Origin of the sequence: Acetivibrio cellulolyticus CD2 (assembly GCF_000179595.2) — a bacterium.
Taxonomy (GTDB): Bacteria; Bacillota; Clostridia; order Acetivibrionales; family Acetivibrionaceae; genus Acetivibrio; species Acetivibrio cellulolyticus.
Window position 1 is genome coordinate 47,492 of the sequence record NZ_JH556652.1, and the last position, 21,655, is coordinate 69,146.

Sequence of the window (21,655 nt, forward strand, 5' to 3'; positions counted from 1 at the left end):
ACTATATCGAGTGTTAGTATCGGAAATTTGCGCAAACGTTATAACTCTGGAAATTTGCATTTAACTATAAGCTCTCGCACAGTATCGCAAAATTTTATAGTTAAATTATCTCTTAACAATTCAAATAAATCAATATTTTTTGTGCTAAATTCAAATTTCGAGCATTACAATCAATATTTTACAAGCTAAGGTGTAAAAATAGTAAGTAATTAATGGATTCCATTAACTCATTCGTATTCATCAATATAATTTTAATGGAAATCATTAAAATTATATTGATTTTTCATTAATTCTATTGTATACTTATAATAAATTAATGATCCTTTAGTATTAAATTAATGAATTTTTAAGGAGGCGGTTGGTTTGGTTATAGGTTTTGATTTAGGAAATAGATATGCAAAGGTTTTTGGAGAAGACTATAAAGATGAGTTATTTGTTGCCTGGAGAGAAGTGTCTGAGGAAGAATACAATTCGACAGAAGGAGTTGATGGTATTGCAAAAGTTAAATACAATAGCAGATTTTATCTAGTTGGTAACGTAGGTAATACTGGTATAAACATGAGAAACAAAGGAGCTATTGAGGTTAGAGATCAGTCAAATTTTATAAAACTCGTCATGATATCAAAATATCTTAAAACTCTTGGAAAAACCGATGATCTTGATTGTAAAATTGTAACCGGAACACCTTATGATGATTATGATAAAACACGTCATGATTATTGTTCTCTAATGCTTTCAAAAGATGCAGAACTTATAGAGCTGGATGGAGTTGAATATAAAATTAAGGTTACTGATATTGATGTCACCAAACAGGGAGCATGTGTTATTTTGACCTTACCTGACAGGAAATCTGCGAATTACTTGATTTGGGATTTTGGTGGTGAAACCTTAGACCTTAGCTACTTTGAGAATGGTATACGAATTAAAGGTAAAACAATTGATTTTTCATTAAATAGAATATTTGCTGATTTAGGCAAAGATTTGAACCAATATATTGATGTGGATAGGCCATCACTCTTAGATGCAAGATTTCAAAAAAGCATAGAGAATCTCATACTAACTGGAAGGTATAAGAATACAACTGTTATAAAAATTGAAGATGAGGTAGTTGAATTAGGGAATTATGTTCACTCATATCTTCAAGAAAGATCGGATAAAGTCATTTCTGATGCAATAAACGAACTAGATCTTAATAAAACAAGCTTGAGTAACCTGATAAACATTTTTGTAGGCGGAGGCTCTAAACTCCTCGAAAAAGAACTATTAAAGAATACTTTACTTAATAACAAAAGGATTCAGGAAGAACCAGAATTTTCAAATGCAAGAGCATACTATAAAATTGGGAAATCGAGATGGATGTGATCTGAATGGGAAAGATAAAAAATGTTAATATACAGCTAGATCATGATAAAAACCGTGAAAAAAAAATTATAGACCTATTGGAAAATGTCAAGAAAGAAGATGGCATAAGCCATAAAGAATATATTATTTCGGCATTAGAGAATAGAAATGACATTTTATTAAGAGAACTACAGGAGATTAAGCAATTACTACTTTTATTTACATCATCGCAAAAGCCAGAACTGCACCAAAGTTCTAAAGGTCATATAAAAAAAATTAGTGCTTTAGATGATGACATTTCTAAAGATGATATAAATTTTTAAGTTCACACTTTTTGATATTCCAAAAACTCAGTGAGGGACCTTTAAAAAGATGACTAAATTCTTGTATCAAGACGGTTTAGATTTGAACCGTCTTTTTTATTTTTTACTCATTGATCATTGATAAGGTTTAGTCCTTATCAATCTCAAATAGAATATATGGATCCACGTTATATAACCTTGCCATTTTTAACCCTGTTATAATGTTAGTAATAGACTTACCTTTTTCTATTTTCTGGTACTGACTTAGTGTTATATCTAAAGCTCTAGCTACTTCTTCCTGTGTTAGATTGCTTCGATTTCTATATTCTTTTATTATCATATTATCATCTCCCCAATTGCATTATATTAAAGTTTACATATAAATTTAAGTTAATTTTATGAGGTGTATTTTTATCTATTTATTATTATCTATTTACTATTTTATATGTAATATTGTTTGTTTTGCGAATTGTGAGAAAGGTCTATGATTTTATTTTCGGAACTTTGACTTTCAAGCATTGCGGAACTTAGGAATTGTGGGAAATTAAATGGCAAACGGGGCTGCTGCAAAACATCAAATCTCACATCATATTGTTCAGTTATGAAAAATTTAAGTACAATATGTATGTAATAAAATATCTTGCAGCAGCCCACGTTATTCTTATAACCAAAAGTGTTTTTCAAAAACGGATGAGTTAATATATACAAAGATAGCAAATGTTAAAAAGGTTGATATTTCAAGCATTATATTACCTATTGTACCTCCTATGAACACTCCTAAATTAGCCAATAAAGATAAGAAAAGACAACCAAATATTATAATATAACCTTCAAACATAATAATATACCTCCTATTATACAACGAATGAACTGAAGGAACTTTCTAATTCCTGAGATAAGGTGATAAGGTCATCAGACTTTTCAACCAAATGTTTATTCATGTTGACTTGGTCATTTTTTGCATCGATTATATTATCAACATTAGTAAGTATATCATTAGAGTCGGTATGTATTGTATTAATTGAGTTTACTATATCCAAACTTGAAGTTTCAATGTTTATAATGAATTTTTTTAGAGAAAGTATAATGTTAAGGGTATTGTCATGAAAGATTGTATTCTGCTCAAAACTATCTATTACAGAGCCTATAGATTTTTTGCTGTCGTTTACAATATTCTGCAGCTCCAGAGCAGAACTTTTTGTATTTATTATTTCGTTTGATAGTTGATTGATAATTTTATCAATGCTATAAGCCGAATTCTTCGATATCTCGGATAGCTTCCGGATCTCTTCGGAAATCAAATTGAAACTTTTTCCGCTGCTTTGAGTATCTATTTTGGCGGATTCAATAGCTGCATTAATTGAAAGCAGCTTTGTTTGACTGGAAATTTCCGTTATAACTTTTGTTATTTTTGAAATTTCTGTTGAGGCATTTATAAGGCTACTAATATCGGATATTATCTTGTTTATTGAAAGAATTATTTTTTCAAAAGTGCCGTTTAAAGTATTTATAGAAGATTGGTTACTACTATTTATTTCTTTAGATTTACTTGTAACAGCATCTATAGAGGATAAGCTATCTTTTGCATCTTTAATAATATCTATAATACTTACAATATTATTTTTCTCGCTGCTAACCTCAAGTTGTAACTTTTGCATTAAGTCCCTTATAGTATCTATCATAGATGATAGTTCTTCAGATATAGCATAATTTTGTTGGCATGATGAGGATAATGATTGTGAACAGTCGCTAGAAGTTACAGAAGCCTTTTGAACGTGAAAAATTAAATTCTTAATACAATCTATCATGTCAGAAAAACTATCCGTTAAAAAACCTATTTCATCCTTACGATCATTTACTAAAGCTACATCAAGCCGCCCTTGTTTTGCCTTGTCCATAGCATTAACAAGTTTTTTTATACTATAAACAAGATCTCTTGATATTCCAAACGATAACAAAGCTCCCAGGAGCAGAGCTATTATACTATAAAACCAAATTTGTTTTTTAACCGCACTAATGGTTGAAACTATACTTTTAATCTCAGTATATGATACTAGTGACCATTTAAGAGGAATCCCTTTGATATCATCTATTGTTACATAGGTTACCAGATGTTCCGTCCCATTTATTTTACCTGTGAAATAATTATTCCTTTCTTCTTGAATTCGGTTATAAATCTCATTTGGTATAAGGCCAGTATCAATATTGTTTCCATCTTGGTCTCTGTTTTGAGGGTCAAAAACGATGTTTCTATTAGATCCTACCAACATATACTTGCCACCACTTGAAAGCTGCAATTCTTTAAGCACGTTATTAATGGCAGACTCATTTATGTAGAATATAATCGTTCCTACAGAATTATTTAGACTTGTAGGAGAATACATTTTTCTTACAAGAGTAATAACATGCCCATTTTCAGAATTAGCTTTTATTGTAGGAACTGTTTCTTCGTATGTATCTATCCATAAGGCATTTGCTTTGCTCTCAATGAATTTTTTCATAACTGGATATTCGAATACTGAAGGTTGTTTAATTTCAAAAGTGTGATTTCCTGAAGTGACAATTTGCCCTGAATTGGTTACTATACTTATATTAACTATATCGGTTTGTGTAAGCAAATTTCTGTCTATTGACTTTGCTATATCGTTTATAATACTGGCAGCAACTAACTGATCCTGTTCTTTATCTAAATTTGTTACAAGGTTAGTTATTTCATCATCTCTTGAAAGCGATAGTGAAAGCTTTTCAATTTCGGTTAAAACAACTTTTAGATTAATTTGAGTTTGCTTTATCATTTCATAAGTATTTTTACTTTCCTGATTAATCAAAGTACTTGAAATCGTGTTTAAAGATATGAAAATAACAAAAAGCATAGAAGTTATAATGATTGCGAATGATAAGTTAAGTTTTAAACCAATTCTTAAAGATTTGAATAAAGACTTTAATAAATACATAATATCCCACCTCTCTTAAGATAAAAAACCTATGATCATCCAATAAACCTCTATAAATGGGGATTAAGCTAGATATGCGTAACTTAAGATATGTTATAGATATATTATATCACAAAAACTTATTTAATTTCATATATTTTATTAGCGCTCAAAATTATTATCCTATATTGACTACTCACAAAATATATGTTAAATTATGAATGTGGTTAAAAATAACAATGAAAGGAGTAAGATACAGTTTGTGAAAACATACACATTTGAAGTTTTAAAGTTTGAGAATGAAGAAGTACAAAAAAAGGTTGCTACGATAATTTATGATTCAAATCTTCCGGAGGACAAAGTTTTACCTGAAGTTACAAATTTGTTTAATAATCCAGTAGTAGCTCTAAAGCTCATAAATATAAAGGAGAAAAAAGAAGCAGGAAGGCCTAAAGCAATAAATTTTAATGATGTACAAGAATATAAAAGTAGAGGATTCACTCAAGAAGAAATTGCTCGACAAATGAAGGTGAGTTTATCAACTGTAAGGCGCAATTGGGACATAAGAAAAAAATTGCATTAAAAATTAATGGTTGCCATACCTTTCAATGCTCGGAACATTGAAAGGCTATGCAGGTATCACTCTACCTACACAAGCGATTAACGCTAATAGCAACCAACTATAAGGATATCATAAAAATAGCCTCCTTAAAAGTTGGAATTTGTGTAGGGATAAAAGTTATACAAAAACAACTTATTTAGGAGGTCATTTTTATGCTGAAGAAAATGCTGCAGGAGCAGAAAGAAAAACTTTACTTGATTATACTTAAAAACAAAGAACTTTGTTGCGATGAAGTGTTAGCTCAGTCTCATGAAGTTGACAAACTTATAGCAAAAGAACAAAGGAGATTAAATAGCCATCAACCAGTAAAACGCAGGAAATGACAGAGGAATTTTAAAGACTCCTGGTGTTTTCTCCACCAGGAGTCTAAGAAAGGTAATACCTACAAAGAGGCATAACCCCAGTACATAACTATTATATAGAAAAATGCGCTGTTTGTATATAAGCATGTTTTCGTGCCCTTGGTAGGATAAAAAAATTTCGTGGAGGTATGAAGCATGGTTAAAATCATTATTAGTCGTGAGTTGGCTTTTAAACTTAATTCTAGCATATCATTAGACATTTTTATATCTAAACGTTTAGAAGGCTTTTTAGAAGGCTTAGAGTTCCTTGAAGAAATCTTAGATAAATTATGTATCACATCACCTAATGAAATCATTATTGAAATACCTGATATTAAAGCTTTAAAACTGAAAAAATACATTGAGTATAAGATACAATCTTTATCAAACACTTACAAACAGATATCCGTAATAGTTCCGGAAGAATTAGATGATAAATATAGGGCATTTGCAACATGTGAAACAGAAGAATTACAACGGTTTTATGAAAAACTATGTAGGACGACTGAAAATATAAACTAAAGGGAGGATTAAATATGTTTGGTTTTTTAAAGAGACATAAAAATAGATTAAATAAAGTAGAGTTGATACATTTTATATTTAATAAAATTGAAAGTATTTATTCGCTCAGCGATTATTACCAAATGGAAACCCGCCCCAAAACATATAATGTAAATACTGTAATAAGAAACGTGCCTGTTGTAGTTGAGAATGGGAAAGTTCTTGCGAGAGCTAGATATACAGGTATCCCGGATGGTATTGTTTATTTTGTTTTTCAATTATCCAACATTCAAAAAAACTATGTATCGAGCACTAACACAATAGATGTCATAATAAATGCTACAATAAAAAGCGGGAAGTGCACACATTATAAATTCGAATTGGTCCCAATGTATGAAAGGAGGGTTTTGCCATGTACATAATACTTAGTTTTTTAGGTGTTCTTTATCTTCTCGATCTGCTCAATAAAAACGCTTATAAACTTCTTCCCCCAATAAACATAAGCGACTTCTTTGTTCGTAAGCTTGCAATAAAAGAGATTACTTCTGTTAAAGATTATATCTTAGCATTGGTTAAAATATATATAGATCTGAAAAATATACGCAATATAAATGATGATGATATTAGCAAATTTGATGCAGCTGCACTAATAGAGCTGAAACAATTTATAAATAGTGATCTAAAAAAATATATTGAAAAACTGATGAGAAATAATATATATACCCTTGACAAGATTAATAGTCATATCCAATGTACACTAAGAACCGGTACCCTTGATTTTTATTTATCGCAGGATTATGGTTTTGTGGACTATTCGAGAATCAAATTTCAATCTTTTTCAGAGGATAGCCCTATTTTGGACCTTTCTACCAAATCCGTTTCCTACACATATAAAATAAAATCGAAACATATAAGATTCCTGAATCCAGATGTGAAAACGATTTGCGAAATACGAGAAATTCTTAAAACATTAAATATTAGCCAGAGTTTTAGCTTGCAGTCAGCATCGTAAATTCTGTCTGATTTTCTGTCTGAAGGTCTGTCTGACCATATTTCCCTTAAGGAATTTTCAATATTTTTTCTTCAGACAGAACACTTTCAGACAGAAATATTTAACCATATACGGAAAATCCGTATACGGCTATTAAACAAATTCAGGTGGTTATTGAAATATTTATATAATAAATATAAAATTAATTAAGTCAATTAAATTATAGTAAAGGAGGCATGAATTTACTAAAAAAGAACTTAGAGAGATATTTGAAAATAAAGAAGAACTTATGAATCTTGGACTTGATGAATGGATAGAAGAAGGATTGCTTGATATTCCAAAAAAATAAATGGAACGAGGAGTATTTATGCCAACGTGTAAGAAGTGTTTGAAACGAATAAGTTGGAGAAAGTCGGTAATGGGCAAAATGATTCCTATTGAAGAAGATAAGTATTTGACATGCATTTCTGATAAAGACGGTACTGAGGATATGAAAGATTAGAAAATTTTTCTGACCCAAGATATAATGTATTAGCGAGATGCGAAAATTTACATCTCGCTAATATAATTGTCGCATCTCGAAAAGTATTGATATAACTGTATTTAGCGAAATGCGAAAAGGGGATGCGTGCAAATATACTTCCAGCTATTTCCGTAATTAAAGGTTTAAAATTTTTATTCAATCAAAGCACCATTTCTAAAGATGGTAATATTTAACTGCAATACAATTGTATTATATTTGCCGAATTTTATCGATATATGTCGAAAAAATTTTCTAAGGTTGTTAAAGTGCAGTGCAATAATTTTTTACACCTAAAATTACCAAATAAGAGTTCGACATAGTAAGCTAAAATAAAAGTAATTTTCGAAAAGTGAATTTCGCAATACGCCCCTTCCTATTGGATAAAGATTAGTAAAATATATTACAATTCGCAATGATAATAGACACACTATCGATAATGATATCGCAATCCAATACAATCGCCAATAATCGTCTCTCATTTCGATTAAATCAGTTTCATCAATTTTTCTAATTGTCTTCAATAAATCTGCGAAGGTACTGAGCAGCAGCACACTAAGGTTTAATTTTTTTCGATAATGTGATGGCTGCCGAAGAAAACAAGTATTTCTTAATCGAAATTGATTAATTGCAATCCGGCAGCACATAAAGCGGTTAATCAATTTATAATTATCGATCCGCCGAATCTCTACAATAAACGCGTATGTCAGGTTTGTTAATTTACAGCCATAAGTCATTTACTATTCACTTTAATTTTGATAAAATTAACTTCAGTTTAAACAAAGGAAGGTAAGTCAAAATGCGTGATGTGTTTCCGATTAAATACTACAGTAAGGAAGGTTTTATTGAACGGAAAATTGAGATTAATGAGGAGGACCTCCAAGAAATTATTGAAGAATACCTAATGAGCCATATGGATTTTGATTTTGACGAGGTTGAAATAGTCAATAATCGACCGATAAACATTTGGCTACATGCAAAATGCAGAACCTATGTTGACCCAGATGATGAAAAAATATCAGATGCAGAAGTAGAAATCAAAGGCGATTATGACGGAAACCCGTTGGCAGGGTTTTAAAAACGAGAAAGCTTACATGATTGATAATCAGCCACCTGCAAAAGGTTCACCTTTATGATCTAAATAATAGGAACAAAGAGATTTAATTTCGCTAATATTACTATGATTGCAGAGTAATACATTAGAAATTTATAATTTTCACATTCCTTCTTTCTTATGATACTATTTATGGTAAGGAATAAGAAGATTATAAAACCAATTGAACTAATTACAAAATAAATTCTACTGGTAAAGTAAGTAACTTCTAATGGACTCAATGATCATCATTCCTTTCCTACTTAAATTTACTGAGTAATGTAAAACATAGGTAAGAAATATTGTCTATAGTTATATTATATCACTTTTCAAGTTCGTACTAAAGTCCCAAATAAATACTAGAATCTATATAAAAAAATACATGTACTAAAGTGCTTAATTATTAATCCGCCGTTTGCCAATCTTTACGGTAAAGCAATTTCATATTATAATAAATATATCGAACAAACTAGGAAAAATCAATAAAGTATGTATAGCCTGCCTGATACACGCAGCACAAAGGAAAACAAAGTTGATAGATGATCATGTAGTAAGGCTCATAATTGAAGACGCATTTAGCTGGTAATTAAATACCCTGTTTGGGGAAGTATTCTCGGACAGGGTAATGAGCAAAATTTACGGACACAAAATTTGGGCAAAGATTATAATTGGGTATGCCGTAATAATGTTTTGAATAAGAGGTGTTTTGTGAGTGGATAAGCGGAATGTTGAAGTAATCGCACATTATAATTTAAATGGCGAAATTACCCCATTAAAAATCAGACTTATTGAAGAAAATGATGAGAAGGCTTACATGATTGATAAACCAAGTAAGCCAGTCAAAGGTTCTTCGCTAAAAATCGGGCTTCAGGGAAAGCGTTATTCTTGTTTTATCGATGGGAAAAAAGCCTACCTTTTTCTTAGCGATGAAAATAAATGGTATATCGAACCAACCTAAACGATAAGAACAAATTTGACCAGATTAGGGTGCCTGAATAACTCCGGATTACCTGCCGGAATTACACGGATTACTCACAAAACCAATATTGAGATGTAAAAAGGGGATATATTATGATATGTGCATATTGCAATAGTGTTAATACATTAAATTATACTTGTGTAGCAACAACAATTATAGATATTTACCAGATTAAAATTTTTAGTGCACACCATCTATCTTCTGTAAAGATTGCCAAAAATATTTTTTCTATAAATCTATTAATGATGTGATTTCATATATAGCAGAGCAACAACTTTACAAAGTAGAGAATAAATTTGATTATATTGATATATTTGCTAAATTAGAGGCCTCTAATTCTGAACAATAGAAGTGGTGCTATTAAAACAACAGCGTGGCAGCTTAAATGCAACCGTAATAAAAGTCCCTTTTCTCTAACCTCCCGATATTTGATGATTTAATTTTATATCATTATGTTGACTTTGTCAACATAATATTCTTATTATTCTTCCACCCAACAACCTATATTCCGTTATTTTTTGTTGACTTTTACAACAAATTATTATATAATTAATACTGTAATTAATAATAATTTGTTGGAGGTCATAGAAATGAAAATTAAAATTGTAAGCCTGAAAATCAAAAGAGAAAAAACAATAACAGCAGAGGTTATTGACAGTTCGGCAAAGGCCGGAAAGTTTCTTGTAGAACTCATAGGCAGCATGGACAGGGAACACTTTATTGTAATGGCATTAGGCACAAATAATGTAATAAATTGTGTCCAGACTGTTTCAATAGGTACTTTGTCGGAAGCACCTGTACATCCCAGGGAAGTTTTTAAAATAGCAATACTTTCAAATTCACTCAATATTATTATAGCACACAATCATCCTGGAGGTACACTGAACCCATCAAAAGCTGATATTGAATTAACAGAAGAAATAAAAAAGGCAGGAGAGCTTTTGCATATACCAGTAATAGATCATATAATTGTCACAGATACAAATTATTATAGCTTTGCAGAGAATGGCCTCTTATGAGGCCCCCCCTCCAAAGTGCTAAATAAAATATGTAACAACCCTATTGAGGGATAAACCTGAAAAAGATAATATTGATTACAGGCTTGCAATTTTATATAAAATAAAAATATAGAGGAGACTAGGGCTATGGTTAAATATCCTGAAAGCGAAGAAAAATTTATTACACCTAAAACTGACCCTTCAGAATGTCAATATAGGCTCGGGTTAGGCGAAAAGTTAACTAAAAGATTGACAGCTGCGGGAGTTTACGTTGACAAACGCTGTATAATTAATGAATTTAAAGAAGTTATTCCTCCACTATTAGGCATTACTGAAGTAGCTGCCATACTTGGATGGGACAAAAGAAAAGTCTCAGTTTACGTACAAAGAAACGTTCTTCCGGATCCATCCATTCATATTGGAGATCGCCCAATTTGGACCATAAAGCAAATTGAAGAGTGGATGAATGATGAAAAAAACAAGAAATATCTTGGTTAAAAGTCTCTTATGCTAACAGACAAAGATTAAAGGAGTCGTTGCCTTGTACCTTTATAAAATACGGTAATATAATATTGTTTTGACTAGTGGTGTAGAGAAACTTGATATATTCGATGATTACCCTATTCTGTACGTGTAGTAATGGAACAGTTAACGACTATAAGCGTGTAATTATTTTACAGTAATAGCCGCTCATTTATCCATTAAAACTGTACCATATTACGCAAGGAAAAACAAAAAATAGAAGGTTAAACACCTTCTATTTTTTCAGATTTTATTGTATCATCAAATTTGCAAGGTCTACGGTGCTAGAATCATATGAGCCATTCTTTATAAACTTTATATCCAGTTTAATAACTCCTTTTAAATCAATATTGAATTCCTTTGGTAGAGAACCAGGGGCTAAATTATATGAGGTAATCAATTTATCATCATTATAAAATTCGATAGAAGACCCTTTTTGGTTTTCTGTATCATCAAGGCCAATAATTCCCTTTAAAGCAGTATACTTTGAAGCAAGATTAAAAGAGTATGTACTATTACTGACATATGAATATAATTGAATACCTTTATTATATTCTTTTCCTCCCATTGTCATTGTTTTATTAGCATTATAATATGCGCTGCTATCTGTATAAAAAGGTAAAATTGTATCAATCATATAGCTCCATGTTTTCTCATTGTCTGAAATTTTACCAACATATATTGTATTGTTTTTATAGTCTACAGGTTGCCCTATTGATTCAGAAAAAAATCTCAATGGAACGTATGTTGTACCATTGTAAATTAAAGCAGTAGGAACATAATATTTTCCGTTCCAGTACATATTTTCTTTATCACTGCCCTTCTTTTCTTCACCATTAAAAATGAGCTTTACTCCAAATAATTCAAGATTATAATTTGTTGCTGCAAATGCAACACTTGAAAAGAATATTGAACCTATAACTAAACCTATAAGAAAGTACTTTGCTTTACTCATTTGTATTTACCTCCATTAAGTTGTTTGTTGTGCTGTTGAATTTTCGACTACACTTTCCTTCATTACTTTGTCAAACCAATCTTTTTTTATTGCTTGCGCCTACCTTCAGTATTGGAGACAGCTTTCGGGGAATTCTTTTCTTGAAATTTACTATTAAGCATAAAATTATTCCCTGCCTATTTCTAACACTAAGAATATTTCCATAAGTTTTTTAGTTATGTAATCAGCATTACCTTTATCAAACTCTTTCTCTCCTGTAAGCAGCTCTAAAAGGAAAACGGAAATTCTGGAAAAGTTATCAATTGCCATTCTGTACTGTTTTAATTCCAAATTCATATTTTCAGGAGTATCTACGGAAAAGTATTCCTGTAGTGACCTTATCATAGAATTAAGTTGTTCAGCGTTCCAAGGTTTTTGAGTTTTTAAATAATCATTAATGAGTTCGTTCCATAGGTTTTCTCTGTCCACCCTTAATTTGTTTACTTTTTCATCATCTGAAACATCATGATATTTGAGCGCTGTTATCATTTTGTATCCCCTTCCTTTCTTATATTTAAGCTTGTCTTTAGCATTTTGATAATTATATCAAAAAAAACATAATTATCATATAAATATATAAATATTTATGATTCCTATTATTAAAAATCAGGAAAATTCAATTTTGCATACTCACCAAAAAGTTCTAAAACTTTAAGGTCATAAGCTCTAGCTGCTTCCTCTTCGCTTACAAAACGACCTATAAAAATATGTTTTTGATTAAAATTTGTTTGTGCGATCCATTTTTTTCGTTGTTTATCCCAAGTAACACCTACAAAATGAGAAGAGCATTCTTTATATAATGTCTTGCGCCCCTGGTTACTTTTAGAGTTTTTTTCGATACTTGTATACCCATATTTGTATTGTAATTCATCAAAGAGACTCTCGATTTCGCTTCGATCCAGATTCGGAAAATTTCTCTTATCTACATTTCCATAGTATTTAAATGTTAAATAGTCTGCAGCTATAGCTGCTTCATCTTCCTGCAGGTATCCTCCGGCATTAATTATTTTCTCTCTTTTCTTGATTCTAACCTTCCAACGTTTGAACCTATTATCATAATATACACCAAAGTATTTCGAACTTTTCCCGGATTGCTTCATTATATAATGCATAAATTCACTATAATTACAAATCAAAATATTTTCTCTTGAGAAATCATATGAATCACCGTTTTTATGTAATAATCGTTGATTTTTCGAAAGACCAAAAATAACGGTAGAATATGAGACTCTTTTTCCGTTTATTCTCGTTAATATTTGAATAAATCCTTTTTTATTGTGAGCAGCATACCATTTGTATAAGTTTGCTTTTTCGTAATCCAACGGATCAACAATTATTAGTTCGCCTTTTTTACCAACAATGATAGGCATATTAATCACTTCCCTTACTAAACACATAACCTCAAATCTATGTATTGATTCTGGCCTTATATTACAGCGCAATGCATCAACCTTGTATTTCTAAAAAATAGCTTTTTAATAGATAATATTTTTAACTTAGTGTTCTTTTTTAGTAGCAGCTCCTGTTCATTCGGCCTATTACTGATAAGATCAAGATATATTGCATGGCTGCCAGTTGGAATAAAAACTTTCATAAGGGTATCCATATCATGCTCCTGAAGTAACGTTTCTTTAACCAAACCGACACCCATAAATCCTTGGTCAATAATAATATCACCTTTCCGCAAATTGCTTTTCCTTTGGGCGAATAATAAGTCTTTGTAACATAGGGTTCTGTATCCTATAATATTTTCTTTGATCACAAATTTATTAATTTCACTCTCCATTATTTGAATCATTGACTTGAGAGTGTGAGTATTAAAACCTATATCAGTATATCCTTTACGACATAGTTCATTAATTGCAAGACCATAATTTCCACCGCAATAATATGAAAACGCTTTATAAACAGATACTTCGTGCCTAAACCTATCAGCGTATTCCTTGCCTTTTGACTCTTTAATTACTTCATAATTTAAATCACTTAATTCATATGTGTGTCTATGTTTACCCTCTAGCTGAAAATCTTGTAGCCAAGTGCTGTAATATTTTTCTCCAAAACTTTTAGATTCCTCATATGACACAAATTCTTTAAATTCATTATACAAATTATCACCTACAATTACTTAATTTAGGCTGTATATAATTTTTAAACATTATAGCAAATTTAATGGAAGAAATAAATCTACATAGTACCAACCAGATTTAAGAGTTATCTTTCGATTTTTGTAAGTTAAGTAAATTATAAAAAGTAGTTGGTTTTAAATTAAGCTCTTTCATCGCAGCTCTTGCAGTAATCTCTTTATTAATCCATTTTTCATAAACAATGGTGAAATTTTCTGGTGTTTTAGTCTTTGGTCTTCCAAGATGCTTGCCTTGAATTTTAGCAGCTGCTATACCTTCTTCTTGTCTTTTCTTTATGTTATGTCTCTCCTGCTCTGCAACATAAGCAAGGACCTGAAGAATTAAATCGCTTATAAAAGTACCAAGTAAATCTTTGTGCAGGGTAGTATCCAGGAGAGACATATCTAATATTTTTATATCAGCTTTGAGTTCCTGTGTTATATATTTCCATTCATTTATTATTTCTTTATAGTTTCGGCCGAGGCGATCTATTGACGATATAACAAGTAAGTCACCTTCTCTGAGAGCTTTCTTAAGTAATTGGTATTGCGGCCTATCAAAATTTTTTCCACTTTGTTTATCTATTAATATAAATGCTTCATCAACCCCGGCTTCTTTAAGGCTCAATATTTGACGCGCTTCATTCTGGTCTTTATCGCTTACTCGTATATAGCCATATTTTCTCAATGTTGGCATCTCCTTTATAATTGTATTCTAAAAGGTGTGTTAATTTCCGAATATATTCATAAATTAATTTTATACTTTTTTGAATACAAAATAAATACCCTTTTGGCACTTTTTCAAGCAACCAAAAAGGTATACCTTTTTGAATGGTAGTTTTTATGAAATTAATCATTTATGTGATGTTCAACTCTTTATGATAGTACTGCAAAGTTGAATATTTACAAATCAGTTTGTTTCTATCAATATGGATATCTTTTAGTGCTTTCTTATATTCATTAATATATTTATCAAAACCTATCTTTAGTTGATGCTCTTTTTGAATTAAAACTCTATGCTCCTCAGGTCTAATATACGGATTTCTTGAATCTATATATGAATCATCAGGTATTAATACTGCTTTAGAATAATCTGCACCACAGTGATTTTGTTTATTTGTCCATAAGGCATTTGGATGATTTATTCCTGATCTTAAAGGTATACCAAAAACTACTCCGTTAATATTTACTGTAAGCATTACATATGGTCTTTCCAGTTTTCGTTCTATTTCAGGATAATTCTTTTCGTCAAATTGATTGTAAAATTTTTGATTTAGAAATATATACCTCATTATTTCCCACCCTTCCTTTAAGCAGAACAAAAGCTCCTTTATATTTCATAATAAAGGAGCTTAATCTTCTCAGTAAGCTTTTTTTATTTTACCCTGCTCGGGCTTTACGAGCAGATCTTCTCAGCGAGTTTTTCTTTATATTACCTTGCTCGTACTCTACGAGCAAATGATTTTCTATATTTAGTATATCATAAATTAAATAAAAGTAAAACACTTATTTTATCCTAATTTTCTATTTTTCTTTAACCCTTGCAAAGCTTTCATTTTAACAAAATTTAGAAGTTTGTCACATAAATAAAGCCCTCGGCCCAAATAAAAAGTGCATTAACCTATATTTCCGAAGTGTAACTAATACATTCTAACGTAACTGCATCTTTGCATTTAACAACAAGGCTCAAGAAATCCACTAAATTTCTGCCTACTAATTCCACATAGTTATCAGACATCGAAGGACTTACAATATAAACTGGCGACTCATGCAGCTCTTTATCATTCTTGACGATACAATAATGGATTCCATCAGTTCCTGAGTGAGCAAAAATAACCGCCTGCAAAGGTGTACAAAAATAGCTTTCAAAATCCCTGGTCATAATAAGACCTATCGCTTCTAGATCTTCCTTTATTTCAAATAACTTATCTAAAAGTGTCATTTTTACTTCCTCCAGCAATATTTAACTATTTAATTTCTTGATCTTATCGTTATCCTCTAAAATATTCTTTAAAAATACTTTTCGTTTATATCTTATAATCAGTTGTTAAATTTTCCATTTCATTAGATAATTGGGTATAATTAGGTTTCCCAGATTTCTTATTTTTTAATAAAGATGACTTCCTTAATATTCTCCTATAAACAAACTAGTGCACCGTGCACTTAATAACCATAAATAAGTTTCTTGCTTAGAGTTCTACCTATATTAAAAATAACATGAGAGGAATCACCTGGTTGTCTATTAAAAATAGATTCTTTTTTTAATTCCAACCTATTTTTATGACCTATCAATATTCCTGCTCCAGAAGCCTCAATCTCTTTTTTAATATCCCTACCTTTAAATGTATATGTAAAAATATATTCCAAATGGGATTCTACAAGAAAATAAAATGTATTGCAGTATACTTGGTAATTTTGCCATTTTGAATCCCTTAAAAAATCTTCTGCACTTGCCTTTACCTCGATTATTGCAATTTTGCTTTCATTATCATATCCAATACAATCCCATCTGTAATTTTTATATGAAACTTCAGCAGCTGCAATATAATTCTTTTCAAATAAGTACTTTAAAGCTAACTGTTGTAATCGGCCATGCTCCAGAAGTTCTTTAGAACTCAATGTATTTGTTAACTCTATTCTGTCAAAAAAGGTTTTAACATCCGTTTTTTTAATCTGTTTTATTTCTTCCTCAATGCAGACTTTTTCTTCTTCTAATTGCTTGATCCGTTCCTTCTGGTTTTTGATTTTTTCTTTTAAAGGCCCACTTAAGCCTCTGATCATTTTATTCCTATAAAACGGTTCCTTTGGGTAAGAGTCTCTAACAAACTCAGGAACATTATTGTAGTCATATTCAATTCTTCCTTTGAATTTTTTTCTTTTTCGGTATTCTTCTACAAACCTATCAACATCAGGTATTACCCAAATATAATTCTCATCATCGAATACTACCACTTCAAGCTTTTTAAGCTTTTGCTGCCAGCTGTAATCAAGACGTTTTATCAAAACCTTTACATTTTCTGTGGTTTCATCATTGTATTCAAGTGGGGCATCGGCAACACCGATATGCTCAAGTAAAAAATCCTGTTCCTCCTGGTTATATATTTTGAATTCTTTTATAGCATCTGATATAGCTTTCTGACTATCTTTCAAATCTTCTATTTCAGTCTTTATAGCATTTTCCCTTCTGTCTAATTCATCAAGCTTGTATCTAGCTCTTTCTTTCATTCTCTTAACTTCCTGCTTCTTTTCAAGGTAAGCAGGATACAAAGTTTTTAAATCAGATCTCCGGGTATTAGGGTTTGTGTTTCCAAGTACTTCATCTAATCCTTCCCATTCGTTATTATCAAAGAAGTCTTTTAAGACCAACGCTTTGATACCTAACTCTCTAAGATTTTTATAAGAAGCTTCAGAAACAATATTTTTTACTTGTTGGCACATGCTATTGAACTGAGATAATTTTTTAACTTGGTCATAACTCACATTCATTGAAAGTGATATGTCTTTAGGCTTTAGTCCTTCTTCAAGTTGTTTTAAAATAAGCTTACTTAAAGTATCTATACCATTAATCATACAATTAACCCCGTGTGCATCGTGCACTCCTTAATAATTATTAAACTTTTTTATCTCCTTTGAGCATATCTCTAACTTTATAATATTGCTCAATTGTCACTATTCCCATTTTTACATACCTTTTATTAGTTAACATATATTTCACTGTTGATTTAAACCATTTTCCGCCCCTCTTAGTTTCTACCCCTTCGGAATTCAATTTATCTGCAATTTCCCGCAGAGATCTGCCTTCTATATATGAGTCATATAAAAATTTTATTGTACTCTCATCTGCTAAAGGTTTAGATCCAGATGATCGGTTTTCAAGATTTCTTATTTTCTCTAAGAGCTGCTTTTCATTATTGCGACAATCATTATGAAATGTTGTTTCAAATATCCTGAAGTATGTATACCTATATCCTTGGTAAAGAATTGCATTTTTAGCGGTAGAACTTCCTTGAATAAGCTCTATATCTATTCCGTATTTTTGTGCTAGAGTAAGTCGCAAATTCAAGAAATATAGAGTGTCAAAACCTGTACCATGTTCCCATATTTCTGTTATTTTATATTTTTCTATGTTGTTAAATATCATTTTTATATAACAATCATTAATTTTCTCAACGTAATTCATATATTACTCCGTATAAAAATATATTTGTACTTCTCATCTATTATATATTAAATAATAGTAAAAGAAAAGATAATAAGACAGATAAAATAACCTCATTTAAGATAAAAGCAAAATAATTTAAAGCCCCAAGTATTACAAGAATTTTTAAAAGTCTGAATTTTAGAAGATACCCGTCTAAAAAGTATAATTGTAAATTTTTGGTTCTGACTAACATGGTGCTAAATAGTAAAAATTTGGTACACATTTACAATAGCCAATGTAAAAATTACCAGAAACTTGGATGATTAATAAGAGGAAACGAGAAAATTAACACATATTAATACATATTAGTAAAATTATGGAAGCAATAGGCGCGGAAAGCTATTTTAGTTTAAAGCGATATTTCTACATATAATCGATCTAAATATTCTGCCCTGAGCTGTTGCTTGATTAAGATGTTTAATACAATCAAAGAATTTATCTTTGTACTGATTCAATAATTGAGCAAGATCTGCTAGTGCCTTTGGAGTATATATAATTCTTTTCTTATTAAGTATATTGCGAACTTGATTTTTTGCCTTCTTATTGTGATCAAGCCTTGATGTACCGGCATATTGTATCTGGAGCTTTACCTGGAACTGATAATACAAATCACCTGTTAATTCATTTTCAAGACAGTTTTCAATTACATAAAACCAGTCATAACCGCCAAGCTGCCTTAGAACTACATATAACTTTTCGGGTCTGTTAAGACCAAGTATGTTTTGAAGAGTTTTGGCATTAAAGGTTTTATATTGACTTTTGGTACCACACAGCAAAAAATAGATAACAAGTCTTTTGACCTGAACCGGAGCTGACTGGAATTCGTAGTCATGAATGAAATTTGGAAGTTCGACATAGTTATTTTCATGAAAATCTAATTCACCACTAGAATTAACAAAGCTGTTTTCAATTAATACTGTATCTTTAGTATTTTCATCAATTACATAAAAACCTTTTTCAGATAGGGATTTTATGCAATTGTAGTGAGTGCTTTCAGCCATATGCCCCTCACATTTTACTTCTTTACGATTGACTCCGCCTTGAACGGTTCCATCATTCTCCTGGTATTGCATATAAGTAGTAACATGATCTATTTCTTTTTTTGAAAGCTTTTCTTGTATAATTTTTTTCATCAGCTTAATTGTTGCTTTAGCCATTTATTTACCTCCTTTCCTTCAATAAATATAGTGTAAAATTTATATTTCTTTACTTTCAAGTAAAAATGAACCCCTTGCTCTCAACCTTATATTAAAACGATATAAAAATCGCTCTTGATAAAAATAAATAAAGTGCATATAATATTACTAAATGGCAATATAATGCCCGAGGCTTATGTTATTGTTTCTTTAAAATAGCTGCTAACTACTAAAAGAAACCACATAAACCAGATTGATTTGTTAACCTGAGGCAAGGTTATATAATTTAAAATTTTTATGTTACAATAAAAAGCTTTAAAGCTTTTTTTTGTTTATCACATCCTTTCATAAATCCTTTAAAAATATATAAAAACATAAAAAACTTCTTCATGCGAATATGAAGAAGTTTTAACTTCTGGTTACTCAAAAATTCTAAAAATATATCGTTAATACTTGTAAATTTCGAAGAAATTGTATATAATATAACTAACGATATATTTTTCGGAATATTCGAGGCGGGTTGTTATCTCACTAACTTTGGTCGGTGAACGAGATTCAGCCCGTTTCTTCATGTCCACAAATATATTAAAATTTCATAATTTTTGCTATTTTTTATTCTAATTTTACCACAACGATTTATTTTTTCAACTTATATTTTTATTTTCCCACATTTGGTATCTATTTATGAAAGATTTTCATTGAATGTTAAATTCCTAAAATATTTTTTAAAGTTAGCATTCTATCAACATAGTCTTCAGGGGTTAGTTTTAATGCTTCTCCATTTTTTGATGATTTACGCATTTCTATTACATAGCTCATGGTTCCGTGTTTATCTCTAAATCCTAATTCGTTGAGAAGTTCTTTGTTTTTATTAAAGGCGTCAATATATTTTCTTCGCTTACTATTTTTTGCATCAGAACGAGAACGAGTGAAACATTCGAAACGTATGCAAAAATCTCTTGATAAAATATTAATAAGTAAACAAATGGGTGCATCATTACTTGGCGGATTATTTTTATTAACGTGAATGTACAATTCAAAGTTTGGGGCAGAATTGTCATCATAAGATTTATATGGATTTTTAGTACTAAAATCTTCACATGCGATGCCCTTATCCTTTAAAATTTTTTTTATTTTTTCAAAATAAGAATTTCTTATTGTTAAATCTTCAGTCGGCACATTTACTGCTTTTCTAAGTGTATCTAATGCCCATATATTTAAAGATTTTCCTTCAGCATATGCTTTATTTATAAATATTTGTTTTAAATCTTCTCCCACACTTAGCTTTAAAGTAAGTTCATCCATAAAGACCTCTCCTAACTTTGAATTAATTAATATGAAAAAATTATATACTATAAATTCAATCGATGTCAACAAAAAAAAGATATTACCGATAAATAGAGGTATACCTCGATTACTAAACGGATTATATTGCTGTTAGCTCTTCGATTAGATACTTAATATTTTTTATCATTTCCGCTTTATCATTTTGCGATAGATTTTTAAATGATTCTAAAAGCTTAGACCTTAAAGACTGTATTAAAATTGAAACTTCAGTTTTATTGTTTTCGATAGTGTTTGATTTAGCTAGTGGGCAGCTAATATTTATAGGTACTGTTGTATTTAATATGCTGCTGTCGCCAGCTTTTAGTTTTTCCAATACATTCTTTTGAGCATCTTTATCAAGGCGTGATATCTCAATTGCCTTGGCAAACCCTATATTATTTTCTTTAATTTGTTCTTTCAGGTCTGGAATTATATCTTTTGCTATTTTTATTTCGTTTTGTATGGTTCTTTGTGATTGATTAGTTTTTTCAGCAATGAACTCTGTGAAGGGTTTAACCTTAAGACCATCACAATTATTTGATATTGTATTAGTATTATTTAGTTCATCGTAGATTTCTTTTTTCGCATAAGATATATACCACGATCCAAATAGTGAAAATCAGAACGTACAAGGTTCTCATCTAATTCCGCAAGCTCTTCCCTAAGTATATCGTCGTGATCTAAATATTCGAATTTTATTTCTTCAAGATTCAGAAGCTTATGAGCCTCCAAC

General features: G+C 30.4%; 27 protein-coding genes. 12 read left to right on the plus strand and 15 right to left on the minus strand.

Features of this window, described 5'->3' with window-relative positions:
* Nucleotides 1-363 precede the first annotated feature (363 nt).
* Complete coding sequence (locus ACECE_RS0202090; RefSeq protein WP_010243728.1) at nucleotides 364-1,362, plus strand: ParM/StbA family protein; 999 nt, start codon at nucleotides 364-366, stop codon at nucleotides 1,360-1,362.
* A gap of 5 nt (nucleotides 1,363-1,367) precedes the next feature.
* Nucleotides 1,368-1,664: a hypothetical protein gene (locus ACECE_RS0202095; RefSeq protein ID WP_010243729.1), complete on the plus strand. Its 297-nt coding sequence runs from the start codon at nucleotides 1,368-1,370 to the stop codon at nucleotides 1,662-1,664.
* A 127-nt stretch (nucleotides 1,665-1,791) separates the two neighbouring features.
* Here ACECE_RS0202095 and ACECE_RS0202100 read toward each other — a convergent pair whose 3' ends face one another.
* The 3 genes from ACECE_RS0202100 to ACECE_RS0202110 all read right to left on the minus strand — a co-directional run bounded on the left by ACECE_RS0202100 (nucleotide 1,792) and on the right by ACECE_RS0202110 (nucleotide 4,597).
* Nucleotides 1,792-1,983 carry a helix-turn-helix transcriptional regulator gene (locus ACECE_RS0202100; RefSeq protein ID WP_010243730.1) on the minus strand — a complete coding sequence of 64 codons (192 nt, stop codon included), beginning with the start codon at nucleotides 1,981-1,983 and terminating at the stop codon, nucleotides 1,792-1,794.
* Between the two features lie 321 nt (nucleotides 1,984-2,304).
* Nucleotides 2,305-2,481 carry a hypothetical protein gene (locus ACECE_RS30895; RefSeq protein WP_162862458.1) on the minus strand — a complete coding sequence of 59 codons (177 nt, stop codon included), beginning with the start codon at nucleotides 2,479-2,481 and terminating at the stop codon, nucleotides 2,305-2,307.
* Nucleotides 2,482-2,497: 16 nt separating this feature from the next.
* Nucleotides 2,498-4,597 carry a methyl-accepting chemotaxis protein gene (locus ACECE_RS0202110; RefSeq protein WP_010243731.1) on the minus strand — a complete coding sequence of 700 codons (2,100 nt, stop codon included), beginning with the start codon at nucleotides 4,595-4,597 and terminating at the stop codon, nucleotides 2,498-2,500.
* 196 nt (nucleotides 4,598-4,793) lie between these two features.
* Here ACECE_RS0202110 and ACECE_RS0202115 point away from each other — a divergent pair, with 196 nt between their 5' ends.
* The 10 genes from ACECE_RS0202115 to ACECE_RS0202165 all read left to right on the plus strand — a co-directional run bounded on the left by ACECE_RS0202115 (nucleotide 4,794) and on the right by ACECE_RS0202165 (nucleotide 11,119).
* The gene (locus ACECE_RS0202115) at nucleotides 4,794-5,159 is read left to right on the plus strand and encodes an ECF-type sigma factor (protein WP_117385711.1); all 366 of its coding nucleotides are present in this window, start codon (nucleotides 4,794-4,796) and stop codon (nucleotides 5,157-5,159) included.
* Nucleotides 5,160-5,350: 191 nt separating this feature from the next.
* Nucleotides 5,351-5,521 (plus strand): Spo0E family sporulation regulatory protein-aspartic acid phosphatase, encoded by a 171-nt coding sequence (locus ACECE_RS30535; protein WP_117385714.1) that lies wholly within the window; start codon nucleotides 5,351-5,353, stop codon nucleotides 5,519-5,521.
* A 174-nt stretch (nucleotides 5,522-5,695) separates the two neighbouring features.
* Nucleotides 5,696-6,061, plus strand: coding sequence for a hypothetical protein (locus ACECE_RS0202125; RefSeq protein WP_010243734.1), 366 nt, complete (start codon nucleotides 5,696-5,698; stop codon nucleotides 6,059-6,061).
* A gap of 14 nt (nucleotides 6,062-6,075) precedes the next feature.
* Nucleotides 6,076-6,462, plus strand: coding sequence for a hypothetical protein (locus ACECE_RS0202130; RefSeq protein ID WP_010243735.1), 387 nt, complete (start codon nucleotides 6,076-6,078; stop codon nucleotides 6,460-6,462).
* Nucleotides 6,453-7,052 carry a hypothetical protein gene (locus ACECE_RS0202135; protein ID WP_010243736.1) on the plus strand — a complete coding sequence of 200 codons (600 nt, stop codon included), beginning with the start codon at nucleotides 6,453-6,455 and terminating at the stop codon, nucleotides 7,050-7,052. Before ACECE_RS0202130 ends, ACECE_RS0202135 begins: the two co-directional genes overlap by 10 nt.
* Before the next feature lie 346 nt (nucleotides 7,053-7,398).
* Nucleotides 7,399-7,533: a hypothetical protein gene (locus ACECE_RS32060; protein ID WP_268871002.1), complete on the plus strand. Its 135-nt coding sequence runs from the start codon at nucleotides 7,399-7,401 to the stop codon at nucleotides 7,531-7,533.
* Between the two features lie 817 nt (nucleotides 7,534-8,350).
* Nucleotides 8,351-8,629 carry a hypothetical protein gene (locus tag ACECE_RS0202145; protein ID WP_010243737.1) on the plus strand — a complete coding sequence of 93 codons (279 nt, stop codon included), beginning with the start codon at nucleotides 8,351-8,353 and terminating at the stop codon, nucleotides 8,627-8,629.
* 727 nt (nucleotides 8,630-9,356) lie between these two features.
* Nucleotides 9,357-9,602: a hypothetical protein gene (locus tag ACECE_RS0202150; RefSeq protein ID WP_010243738.1), complete on the plus strand. Its 246-nt coding sequence runs from the start codon at nucleotides 9,357-9,359 to the stop codon at nucleotides 9,600-9,602.
* Nucleotides 9,603-10,213: 611 nt separating this feature from the next.
* Complete coding sequence (locus tag ACECE_RS0202160; protein WP_010243739.1) at nucleotides 10,214-10,642, plus strand: JAB domain-containing protein; 429 nt, start codon at nucleotides 10,214-10,216, stop codon at nucleotides 10,640-10,642.
* A 126-nt stretch (nucleotides 10,643-10,768) separates the two neighbouring features.
* Complete coding sequence (locus tag ACECE_RS0202165) at nucleotides 10,769-11,119, plus strand: hypothetical protein (protein ID WP_010243741.1); 351 nt, start codon at nucleotides 10,769-10,771, stop codon at nucleotides 11,117-11,119.
* 274 nt (nucleotides 11,120-11,393) lie between these two features.
* Here ACECE_RS0202165 and ACECE_RS0202170 read toward each other — a convergent pair whose 3' ends face one another.
* The 12 genes from ACECE_RS0202170 to ACECE_RS31605 all read right to left on the minus strand — a co-directional run bounded on the left by ACECE_RS0202170 (nucleotide 11,394) and on the right by ACECE_RS31605 (nucleotide 21,256).
* Nucleotides 11,394-12,098 (minus strand): NPCBM/NEW2 domain-containing protein, encoded by a 705-nt coding sequence (locus tag ACECE_RS0202170; RefSeq protein ID WP_010243744.1) that lies wholly within the window; start codon nucleotides 12,096-12,098, stop codon nucleotides 11,394-11,396.
* 165 nt (nucleotides 12,099-12,263) lie between these two features.
* Nucleotides 12,264-12,626, minus strand: a complete 363-nt coding sequence (locus tag ACECE_RS0202175) for a hypothetical protein (RefSeq protein WP_010243746.1) — start codon at nucleotides 12,624-12,626, stop codon at nucleotides 12,264-12,266.
* Nucleotides 12,627-12,736: 110 nt separating this feature from the next.
* A complete protein-coding gene (locus ACECE_RS28950) occupies nucleotides 12,737-13,516 on the minus strand; it encodes an AP2/ERF family transcription factor (protein ID WP_162862459.1) in 780 nt (259 codons plus the stop codon).
* A 47-nt stretch (nucleotides 13,517-13,563) separates the two neighbouring features.
* Complete coding sequence (locus tag ACECE_RS0202185) at nucleotides 13,564-14,244, minus strand: VIP2 family actin-ADP-ribosylating toxin (RefSeq protein ID WP_010243749.1); 681 nt, start codon at nucleotides 14,242-14,244, stop codon at nucleotides 13,564-13,566.
* A gap of 97 nt (nucleotides 14,245-14,341) precedes the next feature.
* Nucleotides 14,342-14,947: a recombinase family protein gene (locus tag ACECE_RS0202190; RefSeq protein ID WP_010243750.1), complete on the minus strand. Its 606-nt coding sequence runs from the start codon at nucleotides 14,945-14,947 to the stop codon at nucleotides 14,342-14,344.
* A gap of 169 nt (nucleotides 14,948-15,116) precedes the next feature.
* A complete protein-coding gene (tenpIN, locus tag ACECE_RS0202195; protein ID WP_010243752.1) occupies nucleotides 15,117-15,551 on the minus strand; it encodes a type III toxin-antitoxin system TenpIN family toxin in 435 nt (144 codons plus the stop codon).
* 329 nt (nucleotides 15,552-15,880) lie between these two features.
* Entirely contained in the window at nucleotides 15,881-16,201 is a 321-nt protein-coding gene (locus tag ACECE_RS0202200; RefSeq protein ID WP_010243753.1) for a hypothetical protein, read from the minus strand.
* 221 nt (nucleotides 16,202-16,422) lie between these two features.
* Nucleotides 16,423-17,829, minus strand: a complete 1,407-nt coding sequence (locus ACECE_RS0202205; RefSeq protein ID WP_010243754.1) for an MmcB family DNA repair protein — start codon at nucleotides 17,827-17,829, stop codon at nucleotides 16,423-16,425.
* Nucleotides 17,830-17,869: 40 nt separating this feature from the next.
* Entirely contained in the window at nucleotides 17,870-18,439 is a 570-nt protein-coding gene (locus tag ACECE_RS0202210) for a recombinase family protein (RefSeq protein WP_010243756.1), read from the minus strand.
* A 365-nt stretch (nucleotides 18,440-18,804) separates the two neighbouring features.
* Nucleotides 18,805-19,617 carry a hypothetical protein gene (locus tag ACECE_RS0202215; RefSeq protein WP_010243758.1) on the minus strand — a complete coding sequence of 271 codons (813 nt, stop codon included), beginning with the start codon at nucleotides 19,615-19,617 and terminating at the stop codon, nucleotides 18,805-18,807.
* A 684-nt stretch (nucleotides 19,618-20,301) separates the two neighbouring features.
* Entirely contained in the window at nucleotides 20,302-20,901 is a 600-nt protein-coding gene (locus ACECE_RS31600; RefSeq protein ID WP_010243759.1) for a hypothetical protein, read from the minus strand.
* 121 nt (nucleotides 20,902-21,022) lie between these two features.
* A complete protein-coding gene (locus tag ACECE_RS31605; RefSeq protein WP_010243761.1) occupies nucleotides 21,023-21,256 on the minus strand; it encodes a hypothetical protein in 234 nt (77 codons plus the stop codon).
* Between the last annotated feature and the right edge of the window lie 399 nt (nucleotides 21,257-21,655).

Coding starts and splice junctions, on each gene's coding strand:
- ACECE_RS0202095 (WP_010243729.1), top strand. CDS start 1,368: ATGGGAAAGATAAAAAATGTTAATATACAGCTAGATCATGATAAAAAC.
- ACECE_RS0202100 (WP_010243730.1), bottom strand. CDS start 1,983: ATGATAATAAAAGAATATAGAAATCGAAGCAATCTAACACAGGAAGAA.
- ACECE_RS30895 (WP_162862458.1), bottom strand. CDS start 2,481: ATGTTTGAAGGTTATATTATAATATTTGGTTGTCTTTTCTTATCTTTA.
- ACECE_RS0202110 (WP_010243731.1), bottom strand. CDS start 4,597: ATGTATTTATTAAAGTCTTTATTCAAATCTTTAAGAATTGGTTTAAAA.
- ACECE_RS0202115 (WP_117385711.1), top strand. CDS start 4,794: ATGAATGTGGTTAAAAATAACAATGAAAGGAGTAAGATACAGTTTGTG.
- ACECE_RS30535 (WP_117385714.1), top strand. CDS start 5,351: ATGCTGAAGAAAATGCTGCAGGAGCAGAAAGAAAAACTTTACTTGATT.
- ACECE_RS0202125 (WP_010243734.1), top strand. CDS start 5,696: ATGGTTAAAATCATTATTAGTCGTGAGTTGGCTTTTAAACTTAATTCT.
- ACECE_RS0202130 (WP_010243735.1), top strand. CDS start 6,076: ATGTTTGGTTTTTTAAAGAGACATAAAAATAGATTAAATAAAGTAGAG.
- ACECE_RS0202135 (WP_010243736.1), top strand. CDS start 6,453: ATGTACATAATACTTAGTTTTTTAGGTGTTCTTTATCTTCTCGATCTG.
- ACECE_RS32060 (WP_268871002.1), top strand. CDS start 7,399: ATGCCAACGTGTAAGAAGTGTTTGAAACGAATAAGTTGGAGAAAGTCG.
- ACECE_RS0202145 (WP_010243737.1), top strand. CDS start 8,351: ATGCGTGATGTGTTTCCGATTAAATACTACAGTAAGGAAGGTTTTATT.
- ACECE_RS0202160 (WP_010243739.1), top strand. CDS start 10,214: ATGAAAATTAAAATTGTAAGCCTGAAAATCAAAAGAGAAAAAACAATA.
- ACECE_RS0202165 (WP_010243741.1), top strand. CDS start 10,769: ATGGTTAAATATCCTGAAAGCGAAGAAAAATTTATTACACCTAAAACT.
- ACECE_RS0202170 (WP_010243744.1), bottom strand. CDS start 12,098: ATGAGTAAAGCAAAGTACTTTCTTATAGGTTTAGTTATAGGTTCAATA.
- ACECE_RS0202175 (WP_010243746.1), bottom strand. CDS start 12,626: ATGATAACAGCGCTCAAATATCATGATGTTTCAGATGATGAAAAAGTA.
- tenpIN (WP_010243752.1), bottom strand. CDS start 15,551: ATGAGGTATATATTTCTAAATCAAAAATTTTACAATCAATTTGACGAA.
- ACECE_RS0202200 (WP_010243753.1), bottom strand. CDS start 16,201: ATGACACTTTTAGATAAGTTATTTGAAATAAAGGAAGATCTAGAAGCG.
- ACECE_RS0202205 (WP_010243754.1), bottom strand. CDS start 17,829: ATGATTAATGGTATAGATACTTTAAGTAAGCTTATTTTAAAACAACTT.
- ACECE_RS0202210 (WP_010243756.1), bottom strand. CDS start 18,439: ATGAATTACGTTGAGAAAATTAATGATTGTTATATAAAAATGATATTT.
- ACECE_RS0202215 (WP_010243758.1), bottom strand. CDS start 19,617: ATGGCTAAAGCAACAATTAAGCTGATGAAAAAAATTATACAAGAAAAG.
- ACECE_RS31600 (WP_010243759.1), bottom strand. CDS start 20,901: ATGGATGAACTTACTTTAAAGCTAAGTGTGGGAGAAGATTTAAAACAA.